Origin of the sequence: Chelativorans sp. ZYF759, from assembly GCF_012911015.1 — a bacterium.
Taxonomy (GTDB): domain Bacteria; phylum Pseudomonadota; class Alphaproteobacteria; order Rhizobiales; family Rhizobiaceae; genus ZYF759.
Genome location: NZ_WVVV01000025.1, coordinates 1 through 26,453, shown reverse-complemented (window position 1 = coordinate 26,453; position 26,453 = coordinate 1). Strand labels below are relative to the sequence as shown.

The window sequence follows — 26,453 nt, the reverse complement described above, 5'->3', positions numbered from 1 at the left end:
AGCTCTGCGCATGGGCGCCTGACCGCCTGGCCGCCATCGACGCCATGAGTGCGGCGCTCGACGATTTCGAGCTCGACGGCATCGGCCACAATCTGCCCTTCCTGTCGGCCGTCATGCGGCACGAGAGGTTCCGTAAGGGAGAACTTACCACAGCCTTCATTGCCGAGGAGTGGCCGGAGGGTTTTTCGGGCGTCACGCCCGGCGAGGAAGAGGCCCGGGCGCTGGCCGCCGTCGCCGCCTTCGTGCATTTCCGCAGCCAGAAACGTGCCGTGCTGATCTCGGGTGCGCTCGATAACCACCGCCGGACGGTGGGCCGCGAATGGGTCGTCAAGGTCAACGGAACGGAGTTCGAGGTCGCCCTGCGCGACGAGGGCGGTGCGACGCTGGTCGGTTTCGAAGGCGGCCGGCCCGTTCCCGTCACCAGCGACTGGCTGCCCGGCCGCCCGCATGCACGTTTTGCCGTTGGCGGCGAAGCGATGGGCGTCAAGGTCCAACCCGTGAACTCCGGCTGGCGGCTGCGCTGGCGCGGCATCGATCTCAAGATCCATGTGCGCAGCCCGCGCGTTGCCGAACTCGCCCGGCTGATGCCCGAAAAGGCGCCGCCCGATACCTCCAGGATGCTGCTCTGCCCGATGCCGGGCGTCGTCACCGCCATCATGGTGTCGGTCGGCGCCGAGGTGCAGGAGGGCCAACCGCTCGCCACGGTGGAGGCCATGAAGATGGAAAACGTGCTGCGCGCCGAGCGCCGCGCCATCGTCAAATCCATCCCCGTCCAAGCCGGCGCCAGCCTCGCGGTGGACGAGATGATCATGGAGTTCGAGTGATGAGGGCCGGCACGGCGCCCCCTCCACCATGCTTCGCATGGTCCCCCTCCCCCGCTTCGCAGGGGAGGATACGCCGTCGCGGCCGTCTGCGCCCTCTATCCTCCCCCGTTTACGGGGGAGGGGGACCACCGAAGGTGGTGGAGGGGGCGCCGCGTGCCGAGCCCTTCGACCTGCCCCACGGGAGTCACCCATGACCGACAAGCTCGCCCGCTGGCGCGCCCTCGCAGAAAGGGAACTCAAGGCCGATCCCGACACGCTCGCCTGGCAGACGCCTGAGGGCATCGCCGTCAAGCCGCTCTATACGAGCGACGACCTCGAAGGCGTTTCCCATCTCGACAACCTGCCCGGCGAAAAGCCGTTCCTGCGCGGCCCGCGCGCGACGATGTATACGGGGCGGCCCTGGACCATCCGCCAATATGCCGGCTTCTCCACGGCCGAGGAATCCAACGCCTTCTACCGCCAGGCGCTGGCCGGCGGGCAGAAGGGGCTGTCGGTCGCGTTCGATCTCGCCACCCATCGCGGTTACGATTCCGACCATCCCCGTGTCGAGGGCGATGTCGGCAAGGCGGGTGTGGCCATCGACTCGGTCGAGGACATGAAGATCCTCTTCGACGGCATCCCGCTTTCCGAGATGTCTGTGTCGATGACCATGAACGGCGCCGTCATCCCGGTGCTCGCCTCCTTCATCGTCGCCGGCGAGGAGCAGGGAGCGTCTCGTGCCGAGCTGTCCGGGACCATCCAGAACGACATCCTCAAGGAGTTCATGGTCCGCAATACCTACATTTATCCGCCCGAACCCTCGATGCGGATCGTGGCCGACATCATCGCCTATACGGCGGCCGAGATGCCGCGCTTCAATTCCATCTCCATTTCCGGCTATCACATGCAGGAGGCCGGTGCGACGCTGGTCCAGGAACTCGCCTTCACGCTGGCCGACGGGCGCGAATATGTGCGCGCCGCGATCGCCAAGGGGCTCGATGTCGATGCCTTCGCCGGCCGCCTGTCCTTCTTCTTCGCCATCGGCATGAATTTCTTCATGGAAGCCGCCAAGCTGCGCGCCGCACGGCTCCTCTGGTCGCGCGTGATGGAGGAGTTCGAGCCGAAGAAGCCGCAATCCTTCATGCTGCGCACCCATTGCCAGACGTCCGGCTGGTCGCTTTCCGAGCAGGATCCCTATAACAACATCGTGCGCACCGCCTATGAGGCGATGGCGGCCGTGCTCGGCGGCACGCAGTCGCTGCACACCAATTCCTTCGACGAGGCGATTGCGCTCCCGACCGAGTTTTCCGCCCGCATCGCCCGCAACACCCAGCTGATCCTTGCCCACGAGACCGGCGTCACCAAGGTCGTCGATCCGCTCGCCGGCTCCTATTATGTCGAAAGCCTCACCAATGAACTGGCCGACAAGGCCTGGGCGCTGATGGAGGAGGTGGAAGCCATGGGCGGGATGACCAAGGCCGTTAATGACGGCTATCCCAAGCGCCTCATCGAGGAGGCCGCCACGAGGCGGCAGGCCGCCATCGACAAGGGCGAGGAAGTCATCGTCGGCGTCAACCGTTTCCGCCCGGAGGTGGAGGACCGCATCGAGGCCCGCGCCATCGACAACCGCGCCGTGCGCGAGGCGCAGCTGAAAAGGCTGGAGCGCGTGCGCCGCCAGCGCGACCCGAAGGCCTGGGAGGCGGGGCTGTCGCGCCTCTCCGAGGTCGCCCGGTCAGGAAAGGGCAACATACTGGAAGCCGCCGTCGAGGCCGCCCGCGCGCGCGCCACGGTCGGCGAGATTTCGGATGCTCTGCGCGGCGCCTTCGGCGATCACACGGCCGTGCCTGAGGTTGTGTCCGACGTCTACGGCCCCGCCTATGGCGACGACCCGGAATACGCCACGCTTGTCGACCGGCTGCAGCAATTCTCGCAGTCGCTGGGGCAGAAGCCCCGCCTCATGGTGGCCAAGCTCGGCCAGGACGGGCATGACCGCGGCGCCAAGATCATCGCCTCCGCCTTTGGCGACATCGGCTTCGACATCATCGCCGGCCCGCTGTTCCAGACCCCGCCGGAAGCAGCCGAGGCCGCGATCGCGGAAGGTGTCCACGTGATCGGCGTCTCGTCGCTCGCCGCCGGCCACAAGACGCTGCTGCCCCAGCTCGTCGACGAGCTTAAGGCAAGGGGAGCAGAGGACATCATCGTCGTGTGCGGCGGCGTCGTGCCGCGCCAGGACTACGATTTCCTGAAGGAGCATGGCGTGGCCGCCATCTTCGGCCCGGGCACCAACGTGCTCGACGCCGCCCGCGCCGTGCTCGACCTCATGCAGGGCCGCCGCCGCAACGTGTGATCGGCGGCTTCTGCATCAATCGGAAAACCGCCGCTCAGGCGTCCTTTTCAGCCTGCGGATTGGGCGGGCCGGGTTCCACCGGCGTCTCGCCATTGGCGGCCCCCTGCTTGGGTCCGCCCTTGGCCACGCCCACCATGGCCGGCCGCAGCACGCGCTCGCCGATCGCGAAACCCGCCTGCACCACCTGCACCACCGTGTTGTTGGGCACGTCCGGGTTCGGCACCTCGAACATGGCCTGGTGGAAATTGGGATCGAACTTCTCGCCCTCCGGCGTCAGCTTCCGCACGCCGTGGCGCTCCAGCGTCGACAGCATGTCGCGCTCGGTCATCTCCACGCCGTCGATCAGCGCCTTGAAGCCGGCATCGCCGCTGTCCTTGGCTTCCTGGGGGATGGCCTCCAGCGCGCGCTGCAGATTGTCCGACACCGACAGCATGTCGCGCGCGAAGGTGGCGACGGCATAGGTCTTGGCATCGGCCACGTCGCGCTGCGTGCGTCGGCGCAGATTTTCCATCTCGGCCGCCAGCCGCAGCGCGCGGTCCTTCAGTTCCTCGTTTTCGGCCGCCAGCCGCAGGAGCACGTCGCCCTCGGTGGGCTCGCCGTCCGCGTCGACATCCGCCGTCTGGTCGGCGATATCACCCTCGCCGCCATGCTCGCGATACCCGCTGCGGGCGGTTTCCTCTTCCATTTTGGATTTGTTGTCGGGGTGCTCGTTCATCACTCGTCCCGTCTTCTTGGTCGGTTTCCAGTTGCGCCCGATATCGAGTGTCGGGCGGCGAAAATCAAGGCCGTCTTTCAGGCCGTGAAGCGCCTGCTGATGGCCGGGTCGGCGGGCGGCAGCGCCCCTTGCTGGCTGCGCCCGTGCCGGTCGAGCCAGTTTTCGGCCTGCGGCAGCAGCGCGTGGTAGAGCCGCCGCGTCAGATCCAGCGCCGCCGCGCCTTGCCAGGCCTCCGGCAGAAGCGCGGCGGGCAGGGGGCGGTAGCGCAGCACCAGGCGCCGATATTCGTGGATGAGCAGGATCCGCGCCACCATCGCCTGCCCGTCCGTCAGCGTCCCGCCGCTGGCAAGCGCGGCATCGAGCGGCGAAAAGGCCGCCACATAGCGGGCAAACGCCGCCCCCGCCTGCTCGACGGGCCAGGCCGTCGCCGCCAGCCTTCGGCAGGCTTCCTCATCGCCGCCCACGCGAACCACCAGGAATTCCGCCGCGATCTCGGCCGGCGTCGCGAGCCCCGGCGGGGCGAGATAGACCCCCGGCGATGCCGCGCCGAACCCGGCCTCCTCCAGCCGGGCGCGGATGGCTTCCTGGCCGTTGGCGCCGTTCTTTTCCAGGAAAACGGCATCGAACCCGCCATCCCATTCCGGTCCGCCGGCGCTGTAGATCTGCCGCGTGGCGACCACGAAGGTCTCGCGGCCGCGCTCGGTCAGCCGGTAGAAGCTGTTGCGGCCCTCGCGCGCCCGTTCCAGCCAGCCATCGGTGGCCAGCCGCGACACTGCCGTGCGCACCGCGCCCGCGCCGATGTCGATCATGTCGAAGAAGTCGAGTAGCGTGCCCAGCCACACCGAGCCGCCGCGCGGCACGATGGCGTCGCCGAACAGGGTGATGACGATCGACCAGTTGCGGGAGGGCCGCCGCTTCAGATCGTCGATGATGTGGGCTACCGCCGTGCCGCCCATGCCTGTCTGGTCCGCCTCGCAATGGTGCGGCTGGCCTACTGGCAAAGGGCAGGGCGGTCAACTGCGGCCGGCAGCCTGCTCTGTGCCGTTCCCGTCCCGGGCAGTGGCGAGGGCCGCCTTCAGCGTGTCGAGATCGCCGACCTGGTTGGCCAGGAGAAGCACCAGCCGCGCGTTGAGCCGCGCGCTGCCCGCATCGTCCAGCCCTTCATGGGCCTTCAGCAGCGCCTCGTAGAAGAGGTCTCCGGCAGCCCCCAGCCTGTCGGTTGAAAGATCAGGCATCGACCGTCTCCTTCCTGGCCATCGCGCGGTCCATCGCCGCCTGCACCCCCGCCGCATCCGCCCGATCGAACACCGCCGCCACATGCTGGTCGGGGCGGATGAGATAGGCCAGCCGCGTTCCGTAACGGTCCTTCACGAGCCCCTGGGCATCGACGATGTCCTGGCCGACGCGCAGCACGCGCAGGCCGGCCATCGCCGGCTCGGGTCCGTCTTCCATCACCAGCAGCACGAACTCCCCGCCGAGCGCGTCGAGCAGCCAGCCCGGCCTACCGTCCTTGACGATCGGCGCGTCCTTGCAAGGGGCGCCCGGTCGCATCGGCGTGTCGCCCGATGGCGTCTGCAGCGACAGCCCGTCCAGTGAGCAGGGCAGCGACAGCCGTCCGGAATTGACCAGCTTGCGCGCAAAGGCGTGGTCGGCGGAAAGCGCCAGAACCTCGTCGCGGAACACGCGCTCCATCTGCGATTTCGGCGTCATGAAATTGGTCGAGCGCGCCGAATTGGCGATGTTCTCGTCGGCGCCGCGGATGCGCTCCTCGTCATAGGTGGCGAGCAGCCCCTCGTCGGCCTCACCCTTCAGCACCGCCGCCAGCTTCCAGCCCAGATTGTCGACGTCCTGGATGCCGCCATTGCCGCCGCGCGCGCCGAAGGGCGACACGATATGCGCCGAGTCGCCCACGAAGATCACCCGCCCATGGGTGAAGCGCTCCAGCCTGCGGCACTGGAAGGTGTAGACCGACACCCAGTCGAGCTCGAAATCGCTGTGCCCGATCATCTTCTCGATGCGCGGGATCACGTTTTCGGGTTTCTTCTCCTCGTCCGGATCGGCATCCCATCCCAGCTGCAAATCGATGCGGTAGATGTCGTCGGGCTGCTTGTGCAGCAGCGCGGACTGCCCTGCATGGAAAGGCGGCTCGAACCAGAACCAGCGCTCGGACGGAAAATCCGCCTTCATCTCCACATCGGCGATCAGGAAGCGCTCCTCGAAGAGCTTGCCCGCGAAGTCGAGGCCCATCGCCTGGCGCACGAAGGACCGCGCCCCGTCGCAGGCGATCAGATATTCCGCCTTCAGCCGGTAGGGACCGTCCGGCGTCTCGATGTCGACCGCCGCATGGTCGGCTTCAGCCGAAACACCCGCCACCCTGTTCTTGAAGCGCAAATCGATGAGGTCGGCGAAGTCGCGCGCGCGCTCCACCAGATATTGTTCGACATGATATTGCTGGAGATTGATGAAGGCCGGCATCTTGTGGCCTTCCTCCGGCAACAGGTCGAAGCTCCACACCTCGTTGTCGCGGTGGAAGAGCCGGCCGACCTTCCAGGTCACGCCCTTTTCCACCATGCGCTCGCCGACGCCCAGCCGGTCGAGGATTTCCAGCGTCCGCTTCGACCAGCAGATCGCCCGGCTGCCGACCGAAACGACGTCATTGTCGTCGAGCACGACAGACGCGATGCCCTGCAATGCCAGGTCGATCGCCATGGCAAGCCCCACAGGCCCCGCGCCCACGATGGCGACGGGATAGCTCTCCGGCGCCACCCGGCCCGAAAGCTCCGGCGGGGTCGTGTATCCGAAAGGTTCGTAGCTGTAGCGGGGCATTGATCTCAAACCTTGGCAGATGGAGATTTATGACCTAAATTATGGTCATAAATGAAGGAGCAAGCCATGAGCGTCACCGTGGCGGAAATGAAGGCCAATCTTTCGGAAATCCTGCGCAAGGCGGCCTCCGGCGAGGAGGTCATCGTCACGAAGCACGGAAAACCCTTCGTCACGGTCGGGCCGCACAAGCCCATGGCGGGATCGCTTCCACGGATCGGAGCCTTCAAGGGCCAGATCAAGATATCCGACGATTTTGACGAGCTCGGACCCGAGTGGGACGAATACATCAAGTGACGTCCTATCTTGTCGATACTCACATCCTGCTGTGGGCGATGGACGACAGCACGAGCCTGTCCGAAAAACACCGCCGGATAATCAACGCCGCGCCTTTGCTGCTGGTTAGCATGGCCAGCATGTGGGAGATCGCGATCAAGCAGTCGTTGAACAAGCTCGCTGTGCCGGAAGGGCTTGCGAGTGGCGTGCTGCGTGCCGGTTTCGACTTTCTCGATATTCGCCTCGCCCACATTGAAGCCCTGCGGACCCTTCCCCAACACCACGGCGACCCGTTCGACCGGATGCTCATCGCCCAGGCGCGCGTTGAGGGGTTGACGGTTCTGACCGCCGACCGTCGATTTTCCGACTACGGTCTGGAGTTGGCGTAGATCACCTACATCGCCCCGTCCCACACCCGCACGAAGAAGAAGAACACCGCGAAGCCGATCACGATGATCCACAGTCGCTTGTTCATCTGCCGGCGCAGGTCCTGGGTTTCCTGATCCTGCGCCACGCCGCGGTTGAAGGCGATCGGCAGGATGGCGCCATAGCTCGGCAGGCCCGGCTGCGCGGTCATGCCCGATCGGTGCTGGATCGCCGCGCAGATGCGCGCCGCGATCATCAGGTTCATGATCACCGCGACGCCCCACAGCGCCGCGATGACGTAAAATACCATCCCCATGAATTCCTCCTCCCAGCATGGTCTCAGCCCTGGAGCTTCTCCCACATCTCGCGGTCGCGTTCGGCCGTCCAGATGCGGGGGGTCTCCACGCCCAGCGCTTCGTCATAGGCGCGCGCGACATTGAAGGGAAGGCAGTGCTCGTAGATCGCGAAGTCGGCAAATTTCGGGTCGCAGGCAGCCCTGCAGGCGTCCCACGCCTCCTTCAGCGATCCGCCGCCCTGCGCCACGCGGGCCACCGGCTTGTAGGTCGACATGACGAAATCGCTCGTCGTGTCGAGCGCGGCATTGACCATCTTGGAGCCCACCAGCGCGTCGCCCCGGCCCGGCGCGATCGCGTCCAGGTCGAAGTCGCGGATCTCCTCCAGCGTGTCGGGCCAGTCGGCGAAATGTGCGTCGCCGCAATAGCAGGCCGAGTGGTATTCCACGAGATCGCCGGTGAACATCACATTGGCATCCGGTACATGGGCCACGATGTCGCCCGCCGTGTGCCCGCGCCCCAGGAACATCAGGTCGACGCGCCTTTTGCCCATATAGACCGTCATCCGGTCGGCGAATGTCATGGTAGGCCAGGTCAGGCCGGGGATGGATTCATGGCCCTGGAAGAGGCGCGGAAAGCGGCCGAATTCCGAATCCCAGTCCTCCTGTCCGCGCTCCACGACCATGGAACGCGCGGTTTCCGACATGATGATCTCGTCGGCGCCATAGGCCGACGCCCCCAGCACCCGCACCGCGTGATAATGCGTCAGAAGCACGTACTTGATCGGCTTGTCGGTGACGGTGCGGATCTTCTCCACCACCATGTTGGCGAGCCTCGGCGTCGCCTGCGCGTCGACGACCATGACGGAATCATCACCGATGATGACGCCGGTGTTCGGATCGCCTTCCGCCGTGAAGGCCCAGAGATCCTTGCCGATTTCGGTGAACGAGATCTTCTTGTCCGCCATGTCTCCGGCGGACGCGAATTGCTTGGCCATCTGTGTCAGTCCTTTTCGTATTTCTCGACGGCCTGCTCGATGGCGCCGAAGATGGAACGGCCAGCTGCATCCTTCATCTCGATGCGCACCGTGTCGCCGAAGCGCATGAAGGGTGTGGTCGCCTTGCCGTTCTCGATCGTCTCGATGGTGCGGATTTCCGCGATGCAGGAATAGCCGACGCCGCCGGCATCCACCGGCTTGCCGGGCCCGCCATCGAGCTTGTTCGATACCGTGCCCGAACCGATGATCGAGCCAGCGACCAGCGGCCGCGTCTTGGCGGCGTGCGCGATCAGCGTCGGGAAGTCGAACGTCATGTCGACACCGGCATCCGCCCGCCCGAAGGGCTTGCCATTATAGTCGACGATCAGCGGCAGATGCAGCTTGTCGCCGTCCCACGCCTCGCCCAGCTCGTCGGGCGTCACCGCGACAGGGGTAAACGCCGAGGAGGGCTTGGACTGGAAGAAGCCGAACCCCTTGGCGAGTTCGCCGGGAATAAGCCCGCGCAGGGACACGTCGTTGACCAGCATGAAAAGCCGGATCGCGGCGCGCGCCTCGTCCTTGGTGGCACCCATCTTCACGTCGTCGACGACGACGGCGACCTCGCCCTCCATGTCGATGCCATAGGCCTCGTCGGCCATGCGGATCGGGTCGCGCGGGCCGATGAAGGTGTCCGAGCCGCCCTGATACATCAGCGGGTCGGTCCAGAAGGTCTCCGGCATCTCGGCGTTGCGCGCCTTTCGCACCAGTTCGACATGGTTCACATAGGCCGAGCCGTCGGCCCACTGATAGGCGCGCGGCAGGGGCGACATGGCGTCGTGCTCGTGAAAGCGCTCGGACGGCACCGAGCCGTGCTCCAGGCTTTCGGCGAGCGCCTCCAGATGCGGCGCGATCCGCGCCCAGTTGTCCAGTGCCGCCTGCAGCGTCGGCACCAGGAACGATGCGTCGGTGTAGCGCGTGAGATCCTGGCTGACGACGACGAGGTGGCCGTCGCGCGTGCCGTTCTTCAATGTTGCGAGTTTCAAGGGGTGGTTTCCTCCGGTCGGATTTTCTTGCTCTTTCCGATCAGTAGCGATGTGGGTGGCGGGCTGCAAATGCGCGGGCGGCGGCCCTGCTATTTGATGCCCGGCGTCCCGTCGAACTTGCGGTCGAGCCCGTCCCAGCAATTGATGTAGTTTTCCTGCCGGGTCTCGAGCTTGGCGGCATATTCCGTCAGCATCTGCGGGAACCGCGTCTCGAACATGAAGGCCATGGTCTCGTCGAGCTTGACCGGCTTCAGATCCACATTCGAGGCCTTCTCGAAGCCCATGTGATCGGGCCCGTGCGGCATCATCAGATTGTGCAGGCTCATGCCGCCGGGCACGAAGCCCTCTTCCTTGGCGTCATACTGGCCTTTGATCAGGCCCATGAACTCGCTCATGATGTTGCGGTGGTACCAGGGCGGCCGGAAAGTGTGCTCGGCCACCATCCAGCGCGGCGGGAAGATCACGAAGTCGATATTGGCCGTGCCCTCCTCGCCGCTTGGTGCCGTCAGCACCGTGAAGATCGACGGGTCGGGATGGTCGAAGAGCAGCGCGCCGACCGGCGAATAGGTCTTCAGGTCGTATTTGTAGGGCGCGTAATTGCCGTGCCAGGCCACCACGTCGAGCGGCGAATGGCCGATCTCGGTGACGAAGAACTTGCCGCACCATTTCACGTGCAGCCGGCAGGGCGTCTCCTTGTCCTCGTACCAGGCGACCGGCGTCTTGAAGTCGCGCGGATTGGCCAGGCAATTGGCGCCGATCGGCCCGCGGCCCGGCAGGGTGAACTTGGCGCCGTAATTCTCGCAGATATAGCCGCGCGCCGGCCCGTTCATCAGCTCGACCTTGAACATCATGCCCCGCGGCAGGATGCAGATCTCGTCCGGTTCGACCTCCATCACGCCCATCTCGGTCCTGATGCGCACGCCGCCATGCTGCGGCACGACCAGCATCTCGCCATCGGCGTTGAAGAAATAGTCGTCCACCATGTCCTCGTTGAAGACATAGACATGGGTCGCCATGCCGGTCTGCGTCAGCGCGTCGCCGGCCGTGGTGATGGTGCGCACGCCCTGCAGGAAGTTGGTCGCCTCGTTGGGGATCGGCGTCGGGTCCCAGCGAAACTGGCCGAGCGGCTCGTCCACCTCCGGCATGTGCGGCGCCGATTTCCAGTAGGAATACTCCTCGCGCTTGAAGCGTGTCGTGTGGCGTACCGTCGGGCGGATGCGGTAGAGCCAGGAGCGCTCGTTGGTGCCGCGCGGCGCGGTGAAGGGCGAACCCGACAGCTGCTCGGCATAAAGCCCGTAATTGACCTTCTGCGGGCTGTTCTGGCCCTGGGGCAGGGCGCCCGGCAGGCTCTCCGTCTCGAAATCGTTGCCGAAGCCCGGCATATAGGCGAATGCGTTCATGGGCCGCCTCCTCTGATCAATTGTCACTGTCGTCCGGCACCGGCCGGCTCAATTGGTTGCATCTGTAACCACCGGGTTTGTAACTATCAACACCGGCCGCCCTTGATGTCGCGCAAGGAAAACCGGGGAGACGCGGGCCAAAGCGGGCCGCGGCCCGTTCGCCACGGCTTGCCTCGCGCGCGCCTTTGCTTACTGTCGGGCCAGCCTCACCATCGGAGTTCTCATGATCGAATTCGTCGCCCATGGCGTGTTTGCGGAAGTGGCGCTCCTGCTCTTCCTCGCCGCCGCCGTCGGCCTCGTCGGCGTGCTCCTGCGCCAGCCGCTGATCGTATCCTTCATCGCCGTGGGGCTGATCGCGGGACCGTCCGTGCTCGACATCGTGCAGTCGAAGGAAGAGATCGAGCTCCTGGCGGAACTCGGCATCGCAGTGCTGCTCTTCCTGGTCGGCATCAAGCTCGACGTGAACCTGATCCGCTCGCTGGGCGTCGTCTCGCTGATGACCGGCCTGGGCCAGGTCGCCTTTACCTCGGTCTTCGGCTTCCTGATCGGCCTGGCGCTTGGCTTCGGTGCGGTTGAAAGCCTCTACATCGCCATCGCGCTGACCTTCTCCTCGACCATCATCATCGTGAAGCTCCTCTCCGACAAGCGCGAGATCGATTCGCTGCACGGTCAGGTCGCGCTCGGCTTCCTCATCGTCCAGGACCTCGTCGTCGTGCTGGCCATGATCACGCTGTCGGCCGTGGGCATCGGGACGGCGGGCGAGGGCGGCATCACGGACATCGCCTTCGTGCTGGGCGCGGGCTTCGCGCTGCTCCTCTTCGTCATTGTATTCGTGCGCTTCATTGCCGATCCCCTGACCGAGCGCATGGCCCGCGCGCCCGAACTGCTTTTGTGCTTTGCCATCGCCATGGCCGCCATCTTCGCGGCTGTCGGTGAACTGGCGGGCTTCGGCAAGGAGCTGGGCGGCCTGCTGGCCGGCGTGTCGCTGGCCTCCACGCGCTACCGCGAGGCCATCGCCTCCAGGCTGGCGCCGCTGCGCGACTTCCTGCTCTTGTTCTTCTTCATCGCGCTCGGCGTCACGCTCGATCTCGGCGAGCTGGGTTCCCATCTCGGCGCGGCGGCGATCTTCTCGATCTTCGTCCTGGTCGGCAATCCGCTGATTGTGCTCGCCATCATGGGCTATATGGGCTTCCGCAAGCGCACCGGTTTCCTCGCCGGGCTCACCGTGGCGCAGATCTCCGAATTCTCGCTCATCTTTATCGCCATGGGCGTCACCATCGGCCATCTCGACACCGAGGCGCTCGGCCTGGTCACGCTGGTCGGCCTCGTGACCATCGCCACCTCGACCTACATGATCACCTTCTCCCATCAGCTCTACGCCTTCTTCGAGCCGTGGCTGGGCATCTTCGAGCGCAGGAACCCGTACCGCGAGACGGGCGAAGACGGTCAGGCCAAGACCAAGCGCTACGATGTCATCCTGTTCGGCACCGGGCGTTTCGGCACCGCCATGGGGCTGAGGCTCAAGCGCAAGGGCGTCAGCGTGCTGGGCGTCGACTTCAACCCGGATGCGGCAAGGCGCTGGCGCCTGCTCGGCCTCGACGTCGAGTTCGGTGACGCCAGCGATCCCGAATTCGTCGCTCACCTGCCGCTGGACTACGCCAAATGGGTCGTCTCCTCGGTGCCGGCGCACGAGACCGGGGTCACCCATGACGACCCGCGAATCGCGCTGATCGAGGCGCTGGTGGCGGCGGGCTTCTCCGGCCGCATCGCGGTCACCTCGCATCGCGAGGCCGAAGCCGACCGGCTCACCTCTGCCGGCGCCGATCTGGTGCTGGAGCCCTTCCAGGATGCCGCCGACCGCGCCGTCGATCTGCTGGGCAGCGAGCAGGAACCCGAGCGCATCGCCTTCGAGGGCATGGACGAAGGCGACGTCGCCCGCGCCTGAGCGCGGCAATCCGCCCTTTGCCTTTGCCTCGAATGCGACTATGAAGCGGCCAGTCAAATCTCGGAGCTGATCAGCCATGACATCCGTCACCCAGATCCCGCCCCTCGTCACCATCTTCGGCGGTTCGGGATTCGTCGGCAGGCATCTGGTTCAGGCGCTGGCGCGCCGCGGCTATCGCATCCGCGTGGCCGTACGCAATCCGAACGCCGCCCACCATCTCCAGCCGCTCGGCAATGTCGGCCAGGTCCAGGCCATCCAGGCCAATCTGCGCCATCGCGGCTCCATCGACCGCGCGGTCCTGGGTGCCGATTGCGTCGTCAATCTGGTTGGAATCCTGACCGAATCCCGCAAGCAGAGCTTCGACGCCATTCAGGCGGCGGGCGCGCGCGCCGTCGCCGAGGCCACGCAGGCGGTCGGTGCCCGCCTCGTCCACCTCTCCGCCATCGGCGCCGACCCGCAATCGGAATCCGTCTATGCACGTTCCAAGGCGGCCGGCGAGGCTGCCGCGCTGGAAACGATCAAGGATGCGGTGATCTTCCGCTCCTCCATCATCTTCGGACCCGAGGACGACTTCTTCAACCGCTTCGCCAACATGGCGCGCTTCTCGCCCTTCCTGCCGCTGATCGGCGGTGGCCACACGCGCTTCCAGCCCGTCTATGTTTCCGACGTCGCCGAGGCGATCGCGCTGGCCGTCGACGGAAAGGTCGCGGGCGGCCGCGTCTACGAGCTCGGCGGTCCGCGGGTCCTCACCTTCCGCGAATGTATGGAGGAGGTGCTCGAGGTCACCGAGCGCAAGCGCCTGCTGCTGCCGCTGCCCTGGGCCCTGGCCAATCTGATGGGGCAGGTCTTCCAGATCCTGCCCAAGCCTCTCCTGACGGTCGATCAGGTGACCCAGCTCAAGGTCGACAATGTCGTCTCGCCGGCCGCCGAAAAGGATGGCCGCACCTTCCAGGGCCTCGGCATCCGCCCGCAGGGGATGGAGGCGATCCTGCCCACCTATCTGTGGACATACCGCGCCACCGGCCAGTTCCCGCGCCAGACCTCCGAGCTCGGCTAGAGGGTCGCGCGCTTGGAGGCGCTGGCCGGTCTCCTTCCCGATGGTTTTGGCGCGACGCCGGCGGTCATCCTGATCGTGGCCTCGTTTTTCACCTCCGCGCTCACTGCCGCCTTCGGCATCGGCGGCGGCGTGGCCATGCTGGCATTGATGGGCCTGTTCATGCCCGTGGCCGCGCTCATCCCGGTTCATGGCGCGGTCCAGCTCGGCTCCAATACCGGCCGCGCCTGGTTTCAGCGCGCCCACATCCGCTACGACATCGCGGTGCCCTTCGTCCTCGGCTCGCTGGCCGGCGCCATCGCCGGCGCCTGGTTCGTGGTGCAACTGCCCGATGCCGTGCTCAAGCTGGTGCTGGGCCTCTTCATCATCGCCGTCACCTGGGCCTCGATCCCCGGCTTCGAAAGGCTCGGCCGCGCCGGCATCACGCTCGGCAGCGCGGTCACCGCGCTTCTCACCATGTTCGTCGGCGCCACCGGACCGCTGCTCGCCTCCTTCTTTTCCAAGATACTGCCCGATGACCGCAAGGCGCTGATCGCCACCCACGCTGCCGGCATGACCGTCCAGCACGCCCTCAAGATCGTCGTCTTCGGCTTCGCCGGCTTTGCCTTCGCCACATGGCTGCCACTTATCGCCGTCATGGTCGTGTCGGGCTATCTCGGTACGGTCTATGGCAGCCGGATGCTGGAACGGCTGCCTGAAGAGACGTTTCGCCGCTGGTTCCGCATCGGGCTTACCGTGCTCGCCCTCGATCTCTTGCGCCAGGGCATCATGGCCCTGCTGGCGGGCTGACCGCTTCAAGCCTTTTCGGCCGCGACACCTTGACCCTGCGGCGGCTGGTCGTTTTGATCGGCCGGGCCAGAACGCTATGTCTGGGTGCGGGAGGCCTTGGAAGGACCACGTGTAGTCATGGAATTGGATCCGCTTCTTCTGTCCCGCATTCAGTTTGCGGCCAACATCTCGTTTCACATCCTTTTCCCAACCATCACCATCGCGCTGGGCTGGGTGCTCTTGTTCTTCAAGCTGCGCTACAACGCCACCGGCGATTCCGCCTGGATGCGGGCCTATTTCTTCTGGGTGAAGGTCTTTGCGCTCTCCTTCGCGCTGGGTGTCGTCTCCGGCATCACCATGAGTTTCCAGTTCGGCACCAACTGGCCGGGCTTCATGGAGGTCGTGGGCAACATCGCCGGGCCGCTTCTCGCCTATGAGGTCCTGACCGCCTTCTTCCTGGAGGCCGTCTTTCTCGGCATCATGCTTTTCGGCTTCCGCCGCGTGTCGAACCGCGTTCACACCTTCGCCACCGTCGCCGTGGCGGTCGGCACCACGCTGTCGGCCTTCTGGATCCTGGCGCTCAATTCCTGGATGCACACCCCTGCCGGTTTCGAGATGCGCGACGGCCAGGCCTTCGCCACCGACTGGCTGGCGATCCTGTTCAACCCGTCCTTCCCCTATCGGCTGAGCCATATGCTGATCGCGTCGGGCCTCACCGCGGCTTTCCTCATCGCCGGGCTGTCGGCCCTGCGCTTTCTTGTCGGCGATCGCTCGGAAGCCATGTGGAAGGCGCTGCGCACCGGCGTCTTCCTGGGCGCCGTCCTTATCCCCGTGCAGATCTTCGTGGGTGATCTGCATGGCCTCAACACGCTGGAGCACCAGCCCGCCAAGGTCGCGGCGATGGAGGCCAATTGGGAAACGCGCTCCAACGTGCCGCTGGTGCTGTTTGCCTGGCCGGACGAGGAGGCGCGCGAGAACCGCTTCGAGATCGCCATTCCCAATGGCGCCAGCCTCATCCTCAAGCATCATGCCGAAGGCGTGGTGCCCGGCCTGAACGATTTCATCGGCGAGCATCCTCCGGTCGCCCCCGTCTTCTGGAGCTTCCGCGTCATGGTCGGCATGGGCATGCTGATGCTGGCCCTGTCCTGGACCGGCGCCTTCTTCCTCTGGCGGCGGGGCACTTTGCCGAAGCCTCTCTTCTTCGCCTTTGCCGGCATGGCGTTTTCGGGCTGGATCGCGACGCTTGCCGGCTGGTACACGACCGAGATCGGCCGCCAGCCCTGGCTGGTGCAGGGTGTGCTCATGACGCATGACGCCGTGGCCGACCTGCCCGGCAGCCACGTCGCCTTCACCGTGTTCGGCTACATCCTCCTCTACATCATCCTGCTCGTCATCTATCTGGGCGTGCTCACCTATCTGGCGCTCAAGGCGGCCAAGGACGGCGACTCCTCTCCGTTGCCCGAAGTCGAGGACCGCCCCATGTCGCAACCCGTGCAACCGGCGGAGTGAGTGTGGGGATGCTTGAGATCGCGCCCCCYCCMCCGCCTTCGGCGGKCCCCCYCCCCCGTAAACGGGGGAGGATCGAGGGCGCAGCCGGCAGCAACGGCATATCCTCCCCTGCGAAGCGGGGGAGGGGGACCATGCGAAGCATGGTGGAGGGGGCGCTTCTTGGAGCTTCCTCCCCATGAGAGCGCCCTCCCGAACCGTCCAAAACGCAAGGCGCCTGCGCCGCGACATGAGCCTGCCCGAACTTCTGTTGTGGGACTGCCTGAGGGCAGGGCGTCTCGAAGGCCTTCGCTTCAGGCGGCAGCATGCGATTGGAGCATATGTTCTCGACTTCTATTGCCCCGCTGCGCGGCTTGCCGTCGAGCTGGACGGGGTCCATCACGATTTCGAAGGCCAGATGCGGCACGACAATCGCCGCGACGACTGGCTTCGCCGCGAAGGCATTCGCGTCTTGCGGATAGCTGCATCGGACATCCTGGACAGGCATTTGTTCGAGGGCGTCCTTCGAGTGATTGCGCAGATGGCTGCGACAGGGATCGTTCCCGAAGGATACGAATCACCCAGATCGGCTTCGGATGCAGCGCCCCCTCCACCGCCTTCGGCGGTCCCCCTCCCCCGTAAACGGGGGAGGATCGAGGGCGCAGCCGGTCGCGACGGCATATCCTCCCCTGCGAAGCGGGGGGTCCGAAGGACGGGCGAGGCAAGCGACTCGCCCCAAGGGACCATGCGAAGCATGGTGGAGGGGGCGCTATTCCCTGCCACCGAAGCAACACCATCTCCGAACCGCGAGGACTTCCCATGACCATCGACTGGCAGTTCCTCATGCCGCTGATCTTTGCCGGGCTCATGGGCACCGCGATTCTGATCTACGTCATTCTCGACGGCTTCGATCTCGGCATCGGGATCCTCTTCGCCGCCGCCGACAAGACCGAAAAGGACAGGATGATCGCCTCGATCGGGCCCTTCTGGGACGCCAACGAGACCTGGCTGGTGCTGGCGGTCGGCCTGCTGCTGGTCGCCTTCCCGATCGCCCACGGCATCATCCTGACCGCGCTCTATCTGCCGGTCTTCATGCTCCTGATCGGGCTCATCCTGCGTGGCGTCGCCTTCGAGTTCCGCGCCAAGGTCCCGGTCCATCGCAAGGGACGCTGGGACCTGATCTTCTTCTCGGGCTCGCTCATGGCCGCGCTGGCCCAGGGCTTCATGCTGGGGCTCTATGTGCTCGGGTTGGATTTCGGCCTTGCCGCCTTTGGCTTCGCCGCGCTGGTGGCCGTCTGCCTCACCGCCTCCTACGCCGCGATGGGCGCCGCCTGGCTGATCTACAAGACCGAAGGCGACCTGCAGAAGAAGGCGGTGCGCTTCCTGCGCCACGCGCTGGCTTTCACGGCCGTCGGCATGGTGGCCATCTCGGCCGCCACGCCCTTTGCCAGCCCGCGCATCTTCGAGAAGTGGTTTGCCTGGCCGGAGATCGCGGTGCTGGCCCCCTTGCCGGTCATCACGGCGCTAATGTTTCTGTGGCTGTGGCGGCTGACCTTCAAGCTGCCGACACCCGACGACCGCCATGCACTGACGCCGTTTCTCGTGCTGGCGGCGATCTTCGCGCTCGGCTTCGCCGGTCTGGCCTATTCCTTCTATCCCTATGTGGTGCCGGAGCGCATGACGATCTGGGAGGCGGCCGCCGCGCCCGAAAGCCTGGCCATCATCCTGGTCGGCACGGCTTTCGTTCTGCCCGTGATCATCTTCTACTCCTTCTATGCGTACCGCGTCTTCGGCGGTAAGGCGCACGACCTCAGATACGACTGAGAAATCGAGCCGGAACCATAGCCCCCCGCGCACGTTGAAAAACGTCGCGGGGCGTTGGCTTAACATTTGTTGGTGTGTCCCCTGGCTGGATCATTCTACGACGCGAGGGGCGTTTCTTTATGGCAAACGAGGTCAAGACGGGCCCATTGGGGCCCTTTCCGCACGTAAGCATACCGGTATTTTCAATCTCGGCGGTGCTCATACTGGGCTTCATCGTACTCGGCGCCTTCTTCACCGATATTGCCGGCGCGCTCTTCCAGGGCGCACAGGCCGGTATCGCCGATTATTTCGGCTGGTTCCTGATCCTCACCGTGAATGTATGCGTCGTCGCCTGCGTCTACCTCGCACTCGGACCCTACGGGACGGTGCGTCTCGGCGCCCAGACCGAACGCCCGCAATACGGCCTCTATTCCTGGACGGCGATGATGTTTTCGGCCGGCATCGGCATCGGCCTGCTCTACTGGGGGGTGGCCGAACCGCTCTACCATTTCTTCGCCCCGCCCATCGGGGAAGGGGAGACGGTAGCGGCGGCCGAGCAGGCCATGGTTCTGTCCTTCCTGCACTGGGGCATCCATGGCTGGGCGGTCTACTGCGTCGTCGGCCTGTCGCTGGCCTATTTCCATTACCGCAAGGGCCTGCCGCTCTCGATCCGCTCGGCGCTCTACCCGCTGATCGGCGAGCGCATCTACGGCCCGTGGGGTCACGTGGTCGACATCCTGGCCGTCTTCGGCACGGTGTTCGGCATCGTCACCTCGCTCGGCCTCGGCGTCATGCAGATCAATTCCGGCCTCGAGACGCTGTTCGGCTGGGGCGAGAACCTGGCGCTGCAATTGCTGCTGATTGCCGGCATTACCGGGCTGGCCACCATCTCGGTGGTGCTCGGGCTCGACAAGGGCATCAAGACGATCAGCAACATCAACATCACGCTCTCCTTCCTGCTGCTGGCCTTCATCCTCGCCTTCGGCCCGACCCTCTTCGTGCTCGATTCCTTCGTCGAGAACATCGGCAACTACGTCACCAGTTTCGTCTATTTCTCCTTCTGGTCGGAGGCCTATTCGGGCACCAACTGGCAGATCGACTGGACCATCTTCTACTGGGCCTGGTGGATCTCCTGGTCGCCCTTCGTGGGCATCTTCATCGCGCGCATCTCGCGCGGGCGCACGGTGCGCGAATTCGTGCTGGGCGTACTGTTCATCCCCTGCTTCATCCTGTTCTTCTGGTTCACCGCCTTTGGCGGCACCGCCATCCACATGGAGCTGAACGGCGATCCGGGCCTCATCGCGGCCACCCAGGAAGCCTATGGCAACGCCATCTTCCGCATGCTGGAATTCTTCCCCTTCACCCAGCTGATCACCGCCGTGGTCGTGGTGATGATCGTGATGTGGTTCGTCACCTCCTCGGATTCGGGCTCCTTCGTCATCGACATGCTGACGGCGGGCGGCCACACCGACCCGCCCCGCATCCAGCGCATCTTCTGGGCGCTGGCGGAAGGCGCCATCGCGGCGATCCTGCTGACGGCGGGTGGCTTGTCGGCACTCCAGGCGGCCGCCGTCGTGGCCGGCTTCCCCTTCGCCTTCGTCATCCTCGTCATGCTCTACGGCCTGATGCGCGGGCTCTCGCGCGACCATCTCGTGCTCTACCGCTACGAGCAGTGGTACGAGACCGAGCAGGAGGTCGAGGCCAACCTGCCCAAGGCCTATGCCGACGAGGAGGCGCTGGAAGGCCCGCCGGCCGTGGTCAAGGGCAACTGAGGCGGGCATGGACGCCAGGACCCCCCATAGCGCCCGGCCGTTCAGGGCCGGGCGCGCGGCCCTGGCGCTGATCGCGCTTGGCCTGCCGGGCATTGTCGCGCTTTTCCTGGTGCTGCCGCCCGTGGCCGGCGTTCCGGCCCCCTTGATGGTGCTGAACCCGTTTCTGCTTCTGGTCGCCATGGCGCTGGTCGGGTCGTGGGCCGCGCCCCGCGCCATGCTCTCCTCCCGCATCGCCGCGCGCGCGAGCGGGCTCCCGCTCTCCCTCCTGCCGCCCGGCTGGCTGCGCATGCTGGCGGTGGGCGCGGCGGCCGGCATCGCCATTGCGCTGGCCGACCATCTGACGCGCGGGCTCTGGCAGCCGGCCCCCTTCAGGCCCCCGTCTCTGGTCGAGAGCTGGAACCTCACCGCCACCATCGTCGGCGTCCTTTATGGCGGCGTGGTGGAGGAGATCCTGATGCGCTGGGGCCTGATGAGCCTGTGCGTGCTGGGTGCCTGGAAGCTCCTCTCCCGTCACGCGCCGTCACCCCCGCCGGCCGCGATCTGGACCGGCATCGTGATCGCGGCGGCGCTTTTTGCCGCCGGCCATCTGCCGGTGCTGATGGCCTCGGGTGCCGAGATCGGCGCCCCGCTGCTTATCCGCACCCTGTTCTGGAACGCCCTTCTCGGCCTCCTCTTCGGCTGGCTCTACGCCCGCCGCGACCTCGAATCCGCCATGCTCGCCCATGCCGGCTTCCATCTCGCGCTCGTGCCGCTGGGGCTTTTGATCCTCTGAACATCCCCGCGACCACGCGCCATCCCGTTTGTGCTTTGCCTTTCAGCGCGCTGCTGCTAAATGCGCGACCATGACCAAGACTCCCCTCAAGAACATCCGCAACTTCTCCATCGTCGCCCATATCGACCACGGGAAGTCGACGCTTGCCGACCGGCTCATCCAGATGACCGGCTCGCTGGAGGTGCGCGAGATGAAGGACCAGGTGCTCGATGCCATGGACATCGAGCGCGAGCGCGGCATCACCATCAAGGCCAATACCGTGCGCCTCGAATACGATGCCAAGGATGGCGAGCACTACGTGCTCAACCTCATCGACACGCCCGGCCATGTCGATTTCGCCTATGAGGTCTCGCGCTCGCTTCGCGCCTGCGAGGGCTCGCTGCTCGTCGTCGACGCGTCCCAGGGCGTCGAGGCTCAGACGCTGGCCAATGTCTACCAGGCCATCGATGCCGACCACGAAATCGTCGTCGTCCTCAACAAGGTCGACCTGCCCGCCGCCGAGCCCGAGCGCATCCGCGAGCAGGTCGAGGAGGTGATCGGGCTCGACGCGTCGGAAGCCGTGCTGATCTCGGCCAAGACGGGGCTGGGCATCGAGGACGTGCTGGAGGCGATCGTCACCAAGCTGCCGCCGCCCAAGGAGGGCGACGCCAAGGCCCCGCTCAAGGCCATGCTGGTTGATAGCTGGTACGACGCCTATCTCGGCGTCATCGTGCTCGTGCGCGTCATCGACGGCGTGCTCAAGAAGGGCCAGCAGATCCGCATGATGGGCACCGACGCCAAATACCCGGTCGACCGGGTCGGCGTCATCACGCCCAAGATGGTCATCACCGACGAGCTCGGCCCCGGCGAGATCGGCTTCATCACCGCCTCCATCAAGGAAGTGGCCGACACCCGCGTCGGCGACACCATCACCGAGGACAAGCGCCCGACCCCCAACATGCTGCCCGGCTTCAAGCCGGCCCAGCCGGTGGTCTTCTGCGGCCTCTTCCCCATCGACGCCGCCGATTTCGAGGATCTGCGCGCCGCCATGGGCAAATTGCGCCTCAACGACGCGAGCTTCTCCTTCGAGATGGAAACGAGCGCCGCCCTCGGCTTCGGCTTCCGCTGCGGCTTCCTGGGCCTTTTGCACCTGGAAATCATCCAGGAGCGGCTGGAGCGCGAATTCGACCTCGACCTGATCGCCACCGCGCCTTCCGTCGTCTACCAGATCTACCTCACCGACGGCACGATGATGGAACTCCACAACCCCGCCGACATGCCCGACGTGGTGCGCATCGACCATATCGAGGAGCCGTGGATCCGCGCCACCATCCTCACCCCGGACGATCATCTGGGCGCCATCCTGAAGCTCTGCCAGGAGCGCCGCGGCGTGCAGGTCGACCTGTCCTATGTCGGTAGCAGAGCCATGCTGGTCTACGACCTGCCGCTCAACGAGGTGGTGTTCGATTTCTACGACCGGCTGAAGTCGATCTCCCGCGGCTACGCCTCCTTCGACTACCAGCTCACCGACTACCGCGAGGACGACCTCGTCAAGATGTCGCTCTTGGTCAACGAGGAGCCGGTCGACGCGCTCTCCATGCTCGTCCACCGCTCCCAGGCCGAACGCCGCGGCCGCACCATGTGCGAGAAGCTCAAGGAGCTGATCCCCAAGCACATGTTCAAGATCCCCATCCAGGCCGCCATCGGCGGCAAGGTGATCGCCCGCGAGACCATCTCGGCACTGCGCAAGGACGTCACCGCCAAATGTTACGGCGGCGACGTGACGCGCAAACGCAAGCTTCTGGAAAAGCAGAAGGAAGGCAAGAAGCGCATGCGCCAGTTCGGCAAGGTCGAAATCCCGCAAAGCGCGTTCATCGAAGCCCTGAAGATGAGCGATAACTGAGACCCATTTCCTCCCCCGTTTCACGGGGGAGGGGGACCATGCGAAGCATGGTGGAGGGGGCGCGAGGCTGCGACCTATCCTCTCCCCCGGGCAGGGGGAGAGGTGGCACGCGAAGCGTGACGGAGAGGGGGTGCTTTGTTTCTCGAGTGCAGGGAAGGGCCCCGCTCACCTTTCCCAATCCCAGGGCAAGCAAAGCGCGACCCCAGGCTCCATGCCTGGACGCTCCACACCGCGCGCCACGAACCTCACCGGCCTATCCCCCGCCATCCAGACCTGGATCCCCGGGTCTCCGCCTCCTGCGCCCGGCTCCGCCCGGCGATGACGACACGGCGTGGTCGCCCGGCCCGCATCCCCCCAGGTTGACCGCACCGCCCCCGCCCGGCAATAATCGCCCGCGGGCGCCAGCCCGCGACGCCGCACCAACGCCGCGACCCCGCAGGAAATCCATGTCCCTTCGCACTGCCTGCGCCGCGCTCCTCGCCTTGTTGCTCACCCTGGCCGCCCCCGCGCTCGCCCAGGAGGACGCTTCGCCCGCGGCAGCGCCAACCACGCTCACCGTCGGGGTCAATCTGCATCCGCCCTTCGTCATGAAGCAGAATGGCGTGCTGACCGGCATGGCGGTCGATCTGTGGGCGTGGCTGGCCGAGCAGGAGGGCATCGAGACCCGCTATGTCGAATTCTCCAATATCGGCGCGATGATCGATGCGGTCGCGGCGGCCGAGATCGATGTCGCGGTGTCCAACATCACCGTCACGCGTGCGCGCGCAGAGCGCATCGAATTTACCCACCCCTGGTTCGATGCCGGCCAGCGCATCATGGTCCGCGAGGCCGGCGGCGCGGGATTTTGGAACGTCGTCGCGGGCCTGCGCCAATCCGGCCATCTGCGCGCCTATGCGTGGATCGCCTTCGTCATCCTCATCGCCACCGTGCTGGTGACGCTGTTCGACCGGCGTTTCGACAAGGATTTCCCGCGCCGCTGGCCCGATGGTTTGGCCGAGAGCTTCTACACCGTCATGTCGGTCGCCACCTCCGGCCGGCCGACCGCGCGCAAGAACCTGTTCGGCTGGGTCGGTCGCATCTGGCAGGGCCTGTGGCTCGTCTGCGGCATCGCCGTGCTCGCCTATGTCACCTCCTCGGTGACCAGCGTCATGACCACCCTGTCGCTCGACAACCAGATCAACAGCGTCGCCGATCTGGAAGGCCGGGCCGCCGGCGTGCAGCCGGGCAGCGTGTCGGAGGAATACGCGCGCCAGGCCAGCATCGCCACGCTTCCCTTCGAACAGGTGGAGGACGCCGTCGCCGCCCTTCTCGACGGCCGCATCGACGCCATCATCGACGATGCGCCGGTGCTGGAATATTACGCCCATTCCAATCCCGCCCAGCCCGTCACCGTCGTCGGGCCGATCTTCGCGCCCGACAAATACGCCTTCGGCCTGGTCCAGAACAGCGACCGCCGGCGCCCCTTCAACGTCAACCTGATCGGCGCCCATGAAACCGGGCTGATCGCGGAAATCCGGCAGCGTTATTTCGGGGAGGAGGAGTGAGGGGCGAGCCCGCGACTGCCGCCCATCCTCTCCCCCGGGCAGGGGGGTGAGGAGTGGTGGCCGCAGGCCACGAAAAGCCAACGATTTGGCTTTTCGAACGACGAACGCCCGAGGCCATAGCCGAGGGCTGGGAGCAGCGCCGTGAAGGGCCGATGATGGAAGAGGCCCTTCTCTCCTCGTCATCCCAGGGCAAGCGAAGCAAAGCGCAGCGCGACCCTGGGATCCATGCCTGAACGCTCCATGCCGCGCGGGGCGAACGTTACGGGCCTGCGGCGCGGCAAGATTCTCGAGACGGACGAGGCCGGCCCATTCGTTTATGACGTTGACGCCGAAGGCCGCGTCCTCGGCATCGAAATCCTGCATGCGAGCAAGATGCTTGCGCCCGGAGACTGATAAAAAGACGCGCCTGCTTGGGTCTGCGGCTGACACCGCTGAATAGCGATCGCTGCCTCAGCTGTCCTTGATCGTCTTGCCAGGCCAGCGCGCCGCTGCCGCCGGGCCGACGAACTTGCCGGAGATCGCGCTGCGATGCGCGCCATGCGTGGAGCCGCCGCCGCGCTGCTCTCCAAGCGTGGTCTTGGGGTTTCTGTCCGCCTGGCTCTTGGTGATGAACTGCCCGCTACCTGCGCTACGGTAGTTCTTTCCGCCTGTCCCTTTTGCCATCGTCCCATCCTTTCGTCATGATGCGAATCGGCAGTGGATGGCACAAGTGTTCCGGAAATGTTCCGTTACGTCAAGGGGGCCTACGAAGTTAGGTCGGCTTGGACGGTCCACCAGCGCGACGTCCAGCAGCGGGCCTCACCATAGGGCTCCCGCCGCAACAACTACGCCCTTAGTTCGTCTATCACTTGTCCCAACGAACTCGTGATTGCGAACTTTTCATTCTGCAAATACGCAGAACTCCTGTCTTCTACGCGAGGAAAGGGATGAGTTTCAGCCCAATCTAATGGCTTTCCTTCACTGTCCTTCCGCTTGCCTTTCTCAAAAATATCTCGGTAGCGGCGAGGTGATATACCCGCAAATGGCGTGAAGAGAACCTTGTCGCGAACCGATTTGTCGAAAGTGATCGAATCACCATGGAGTTCTTCTGCGTAGCTTTTTGGGTAGGGTTCCAAAAAGACGACGCGGCGTATGCCAGCGCTTACAATATGCTTCGCACACATGTGACAAGGGAATGTCGTACAGAACAACGTAGCGTCACGAACCGACCGGCCGAGGCGCGCAGCGTCAGTGATCGCGTTCATTTCCGCATGAACCATACGCCCAAACTCTATTATGTCGAGAAGTTGAGAATCTTTAATTGCGCTATTGCGAAGTAAATCCGAAACCAGAGTATCGACGTTATTGCTTTGTTCATTAATTACGCCAATATCGACAAGTCTGTCTATGAAGTCATGAATGATCTGTTGCTTACGCTTGTGATTTGCATCAATTCCGCGATCAACATCCCGGGCTGGACGTGCATCACGCTCGTCCCAGTAAGTTCCTCCTCCAGATTTCGGGACCTCGTTGCAGCCTAGAGATACCACTTCTCCTTCATTGGTGAATATCGCAGCGCCTACTTGCCTCGACAAATCTGAAGAACGAAGCGCAGCCGCAGCTGCGGTGTACATTCCGTACTCATATTTGTTGGGGCTTATCTTATTTGACCCAAAAAAGGCATTTACGAAACGGCTTACATTGTAGTGTATTTCAATGTCATTCTTTCCGGGAACAAATACGTCACCTAGATGAAATACCTCCTCAACGCGCTGACCAAATTTTTTATCTCTTTCATGATAATCGCGTCGAACAAGTGATCGTGCAAGATTAATGCGGTCTTCTCGATTTCGTGGCGTATTGTCGTAGTGTTCAATCTTGTTACAAATTTCTTCTATACGTTGTTCTTCATCGAGATATGCGGATACGAGGATGAATTTTCGTCCATAAGTTGAGCGCATTAATTCGATTTCTTCTTTGCGCTTGAACTGTCGTACGATGAATGCTCTTTTGGGGGCCGGAATGACCGGCTTGTCAGATTTCGGATCGCGCCCGGTGTGTCCGTCGCGTAATGTTTGAATGACAGTAATAGACAGGCCCGCAAGTGCCGCATTATGGTTGCACTTTTGGCGAACTTTGTCGGCATATTCAATCAGATCATTATATTTGTTCATATAGCTGTCGCTACGGCATTTCATTCCTACATCGATTGCTGTCATGTACTCTGTAATTCGAATTACATCACTGGCGTAGTTCACCGTAACCGTCCGGCCTGGACCGCGGCTTGAAGGGCCTGCGGTGATACTGTGGCTATGCGGCTACCTTTTCGATCCCAAGAGTTCCGGCTGCCCAATTCCAGGGCAGAAGGTCGTCGAGGCGGTTCTGCGGCATGTCGGCGATGCGGGCA

The 26,453-nt window shown here is 64.6% G+C and carries 25 protein-coding genes; 15 read left to right on the top strand and 10 right to left on the bottom strand.

All coding sequences use genetic code 11. The annotated features are described in order from the left end of the window. Nucleotides 1-824 (top strand): biotin/lipoyl-containing protein (locus tag GRZ55_RS22330; RefSeq protein ID WP_306785626.1); only part of this gene is annotated, 824 nt, incomplete at its 5' end. Between the two features lie 190 nt (nt 825-1,014). After that, nucleotides 1,015-3,150 carry a methylmalonyl-CoA mutase gene (gene scpA, locus GRZ55_RS22325; RefSeq protein WP_169289156.1) on the top strand — a complete coding sequence of 712 codons (2,136 nt, stop codon included), beginning with the start codon at nt 1,015-1,017 and terminating at the stop codon, nt 3,148-3,150. Between the two features lie 34 nt (nt 3,151-3,184). Here scpA and grpE read toward each other — a convergent pair whose 3' ends face one another. From grpE to GRZ55_RS22305, 4 genes are read right to left on the bottom strand one after another with little or no spacing between them, the layout of a single operon-like run. Next, nucleotides 3,185-3,946, bottom strand: coding sequence for a nucleotide exchange factor GrpE (gene grpE / locus GRZ55_RS22320; protein ID WP_256379835.1), 762 nt, complete (start codon nt 3,944-3,946; stop codon nt 3,185-3,187). Further along, entirely contained in the window at nt 3,943-4,821 is an 879-nt protein-coding gene (locus tag GRZ55_RS22315; protein WP_169289155.1) for a PaaX family transcriptional regulator C-terminal domain-containing protein, read from the bottom strand. The genes grpE and GRZ55_RS22315 overlap by 4 nt, the downstream gene beginning before the upstream one ends. A gap of 57 nt (nt 4,822-4,878) precedes the next feature. After that, nucleotides 4,879-5,100: a DUF2783 domain-containing protein gene (locus GRZ55_RS22310; protein ID WP_169289154.1), complete on the bottom strand. Its 222-nt coding sequence runs from the start codon at nt 5,098-5,100 to the stop codon at nt 4,879-4,881. Continuing rightward, a complete protein-coding gene (locus tag GRZ55_RS22305; protein ID WP_169289153.1) occupies nt 5,093-6,691 on the bottom strand; it encodes an FAD-dependent oxidoreductase in 1,599 nt (532 codons plus the stop codon). The genes GRZ55_RS22310 and GRZ55_RS22305 overlap by 8 nt, the downstream gene beginning before the upstream one ends. Before the next feature lie 66 nt (nt 6,692-6,757). On the opposite strand from GRZ55_RS22305, the gene GRZ55_RS22300 reads away from it, so the two are divergent. Both GRZ55_RS22300 and GRZ55_RS22295 read left to right on the top strand, forming a co-directional pair. Further along, nucleotides 6,758-6,985: a type II toxin-antitoxin system Phd/YefM family antitoxin gene (locus tag GRZ55_RS22300; RefSeq protein WP_169289152.1), complete on the top strand. Its 228-nt coding sequence runs from the start codon at nt 6,758-6,760 to the stop codon at nt 6,983-6,985. After that, nucleotides 6,982-7,353: a type II toxin-antitoxin system VapC family toxin gene (locus tag GRZ55_RS22295; protein WP_169289151.1), complete on the top strand. Its 372-nt coding sequence runs from the start codon at nt 6,982-6,984 to the stop codon at nt 7,351-7,353. The genes GRZ55_RS22300 and GRZ55_RS22295 overlap by 4 nt, the downstream gene beginning before the upstream one ends. Nucleotides 7,354-7,358: 5 nt before the next feature. Here GRZ55_RS22295 and GRZ55_RS22290 read toward each other — a convergent pair whose 3' ends face one another. The 4 genes from GRZ55_RS22290 to hmgA all read right to left on the bottom strand — a co-directional run bounded on the left by GRZ55_RS22290 (nt 7,359) and on the right by hmgA (nt 11,042). Continuing rightward, nucleotides 7,359-7,646 carry a hypothetical protein gene (locus GRZ55_RS22290; protein WP_169289150.1) on the bottom strand — a complete coding sequence of 96 codons (288 nt, stop codon included), beginning with the start codon at nt 7,644-7,646 and terminating at the stop codon, nt 7,359-7,361. 23 nt (nt 7,647-7,669) lie between these two features. Then, nucleotides 7,670-8,620: an MBL fold metallo-hydrolase gene (locus GRZ55_RS22285; protein WP_169289149.1), complete on the bottom strand. Its 951-nt coding sequence runs from the start codon at nt 8,618-8,620 to the stop codon at nt 7,670-7,672. 5 nt (nt 8,621-8,625) lie between these two features. After that, nucleotides 8,626-9,642 (bottom strand): fumarylacetoacetate hydrolase family protein, encoded by a 1,017-nt coding sequence (locus GRZ55_RS22280; protein ID WP_169289148.1) that lies wholly within the window; start codon nt 9,640-9,642, stop codon nt 8,626-8,628. An 89-nt stretch (nt 9,643-9,731) separates the two neighbouring features. Then, nucleotides 9,732-11,042 carry a homogentisate 1,2-dioxygenase gene (hmgA, locus tag GRZ55_RS22275; protein WP_169289147.1) on the bottom strand — a complete coding sequence of 437 codons (1,311 nt, stop codon included), beginning with the start codon at nt 11,040-11,042 and terminating at the stop codon, nt 9,732-9,734. A gap of 223 nt (nt 11,043-11,265) precedes the next feature. Between hmgA and GRZ55_RS22270 the strand changes: the two genes are divergently transcribed. From GRZ55_RS22270 to GRZ55_RS22220, 11 genes are all read left to right on the top strand, one after another. Beyond that, entirely contained in the window at nt 11,266-12,987 is a 1,722-nt protein-coding gene (locus tag GRZ55_RS22270) for a cation:proton antiporter (RefSeq protein WP_169289146.1), read from the top strand. 76 nt (nt 12,988-13,063) lie between these two features. Further along, nucleotides 13,064-14,044, top strand: coding sequence for a complex I NDUFA9 subunit family protein (locus GRZ55_RS22265; protein ID WP_169289145.1), 981 nt, complete (start codon nt 13,064-13,066; stop codon nt 14,042-14,044). Nucleotides 14,045-14,056: 12 nt separating this feature from the next. Then, on the top strand, nt 14,057-14,830 hold the full coding sequence (locus GRZ55_RS22260; protein WP_169289144.1) for a sulfite exporter TauE/SafE family protein: 774 nt from the start codon (nt 14,057-14,059) through the stop codon (nt 14,828-14,830). A gap of 123 nt (nt 14,831-14,953) precedes the next feature. Next, the gene (locus GRZ55_RS22255; protein WP_169289157.1) at nt 14,954-16,318 is read left to right on the top strand and encodes a cytochrome ubiquinol oxidase subunit I; all 1,365 of its coding nucleotides are present in this window, start codon (nt 14,954-14,956) and stop codon (nt 16,316-16,318) included. A gap of 175 nt (nt 16,319-16,493) precedes the next feature. Further along, nucleotides 16,494-17,117, top strand: a complete 624-nt coding sequence (locus GRZ55_RS22250; RefSeq protein ID WP_169289143.1) for an endonuclease domain-containing protein — start codon at nt 16,494-16,496, stop codon at nt 17,115-17,117. Next, entirely contained in the window at nt 17,114-18,118 is a 1,005-nt protein-coding gene (locus tag GRZ55_RS22245; protein ID WP_169289142.1) for a cytochrome d ubiquinol oxidase subunit II, read from the top strand. The genes GRZ55_RS22250 and GRZ55_RS22245 overlap by 4 nt, the downstream gene beginning before the upstream one ends. Nucleotides 18,119-18,237: 119 nt before the next feature. Further along, complete coding sequence (locus tag GRZ55_RS22240) at nt 18,238-19,869, top strand: BCCT family transporter (protein WP_169289141.1); 1,632 nt, start codon at nt 18,238-18,240, stop codon at nt 19,867-19,869. Nucleotides 19,870-19,876: 7 nt separating this feature from the next. Then, nucleotides 19,877-20,641 carry a CPBP family intramembrane glutamic endopeptidase gene (locus GRZ55_RS22235; RefSeq protein ID WP_169289140.1) on the top strand — a complete coding sequence of 255 codons (765 nt, stop codon included), beginning with the start codon at nt 19,877-19,879 and terminating at the stop codon, nt 20,639-20,641. 70 nt (nt 20,642-20,711) lie between these two features. After that, entirely contained in the window at nt 20,712-22,523 is a 1,812-nt protein-coding gene (gene lepA, locus GRZ55_RS22230) for a translation elongation factor 4 (RefSeq protein ID WP_169289139.1), read from the top strand. Between the two features lie 446 nt (nt 22,524-22,969). Further along, nucleotides 22,970-24,067, top strand: coding sequence for a transporter substrate-binding domain-containing protein (locus tag GRZ55_RS22225; RefSeq protein WP_169289138.1), 1,098 nt, complete (start codon nt 22,970-22,972; stop codon nt 24,065-24,067). A 225-nt stretch (nt 24,068-24,292) separates the two neighbouring features. Next, on the top strand, nt 24,293-24,460 hold the full coding sequence (locus GRZ55_RS22220) for a DUF2283 domain-containing protein (RefSeq protein ID WP_169289137.1): 168 nt from the start codon (nt 24,293-24,295) through the stop codon (nt 24,458-24,460). Nucleotides 24,461-24,517: 57 nt separating this feature from the next. Here GRZ55_RS22220 and GRZ55_RS22215 read toward each other — a convergent pair whose 3' ends face one another. Then, nucleotides 24,518-24,730 (bottom strand): hypothetical protein, encoded by a 213-nt coding sequence (locus tag GRZ55_RS22215; protein ID WP_169289136.1) that lies wholly within the window; start codon nt 24,728-24,730, stop codon nt 24,518-24,520. Between the two features lie 161 nt (nt 24,731-24,891). After that, a complete protein-coding gene (locus GRZ55_RS23650) occupies nt 24,892-26,304 on the bottom strand; it encodes an anti-phage dCTP deaminase (protein ID WP_169289135.1) in 1,413 nt (470 codons plus the stop codon). Between the last annotated feature and the right edge of the window lie 149 nt (nt 26,305-26,453).

Excerpts from the sequence above, each read along its gene's own strand:
- scpA (WP_169289156.1), top strand. The coding sequence starts at position 1,015 with ATGACCGACAAGCTCGCCCGCTGGCGCGCCCTCGCAGAAAGGGAACTC.
- GRZ55_RS22315 (WP_169289155.1), bottom strand. The coding sequence starts at position 4,821 with ATGGGCGGCACGGCGGTAGCCCACATCATCGACGATCTGAAGCGGCGG.
- GRZ55_RS22310 (WP_169289154.1), bottom strand. The coding sequence starts at position 5,100 with ATGCCTGATCTTTCAACCGACAGGCTGGGGGCTGCCGGAGACCTCTTC.
- GRZ55_RS22305 (WP_169289153.1), bottom strand. The coding sequence starts at position 6,691 with ATGCCCCGCTACAGCTACGAACCTTTCGGATACACGACCCCGCCGGAG.
- GRZ55_RS22300 (WP_169289152.1), top strand. The coding sequence starts at position 6,758 with ATGAGCGTCACCGTGGCGGAAATGAAGGCCAATCTTTCGGAAATCCTG.
- GRZ55_RS22290 (WP_169289150.1), bottom strand. The coding sequence starts at position 7,646 with ATGGGGATGGTATTTTACGTCATCGCGGCGCTGTGGGGCGTCGCGGTG.
- GRZ55_RS22285 (WP_169289149.1), bottom strand. The coding sequence starts at position 8,620 with ATGGCCAAGCAATTCGCGTCCGCCGGAGACATGGCGGACAAGAAGATC.
- hmgA (WP_169289147.1), bottom strand. The coding sequence starts at position 11,042 with ATGAACGCATTCGCCTATATGCCGGGCTTCGGCAACGATTTCGAGACG.
- GRZ55_RS22270 (WP_169289146.1), top strand. The coding sequence starts at position 11,266 with ATGATCGAATTCGTCGCCCATGGCGTGTTTGCGGAAGTGGCGCTCCTG.
- GRZ55_RS22265 (WP_169289145.1), top strand. The coding sequence starts at position 13,064 with ATGACATCCGTCACCCAGATCCCGCCCCTCGTCACCATCTTCGGCGGT.
- GRZ55_RS22250 (WP_169289143.1), top strand. The coding sequence starts at position 16,494 with ATGAGAGCGCCCTCCCGAACCGTCCAAAACGCAAGGCGCCTGCGCCGC.
- GRZ55_RS22245 (WP_169289142.1), top strand. The coding sequence starts at position 17,114 with ATGACCATCGACTGGCAGTTCCTCATGCCGCTGATCTTTGCCGGGCTC.
- GRZ55_RS22240 (WP_169289141.1), top strand. The coding sequence starts at position 18,238 with ATGGCAAACGAGGTCAAGACGGGCCCATTGGGGCCCTTTCCGCACGTA.
- GRZ55_RS22235 (WP_169289140.1), top strand. The coding sequence starts at position 19,877 with ATGGACGCCAGGACCCCCCATAGCGCCCGGCCGTTCAGGGCCGGGCGC.
- lepA (WP_169289139.1), top strand. The coding sequence starts at position 20,712 with ATGACCAAGACTCCCCTCAAGAACATCCGCAACTTCTCCATCGTCGCC.
- GRZ55_RS22225 (WP_169289138.1), top strand. The coding sequence starts at position 22,970 with ATGTCCCTTCGCACTGCCTGCGCCGCGCTCCTCGCCTTGTTGCTCACC.
- GRZ55_RS22220 (WP_169289137.1), top strand. The coding sequence starts at position 24,293 with ATGCCTGAACGCTCCATGCCGCGCGGGGCGAACGTTACGGGCCTGCGG.
- GRZ55_RS22215 (WP_169289136.1), bottom strand. The coding sequence starts at position 24,730 with ATGGCAAAAGGGACAGGCGGAAAGAACTACCGTAGCGCAGGTAGCGGG.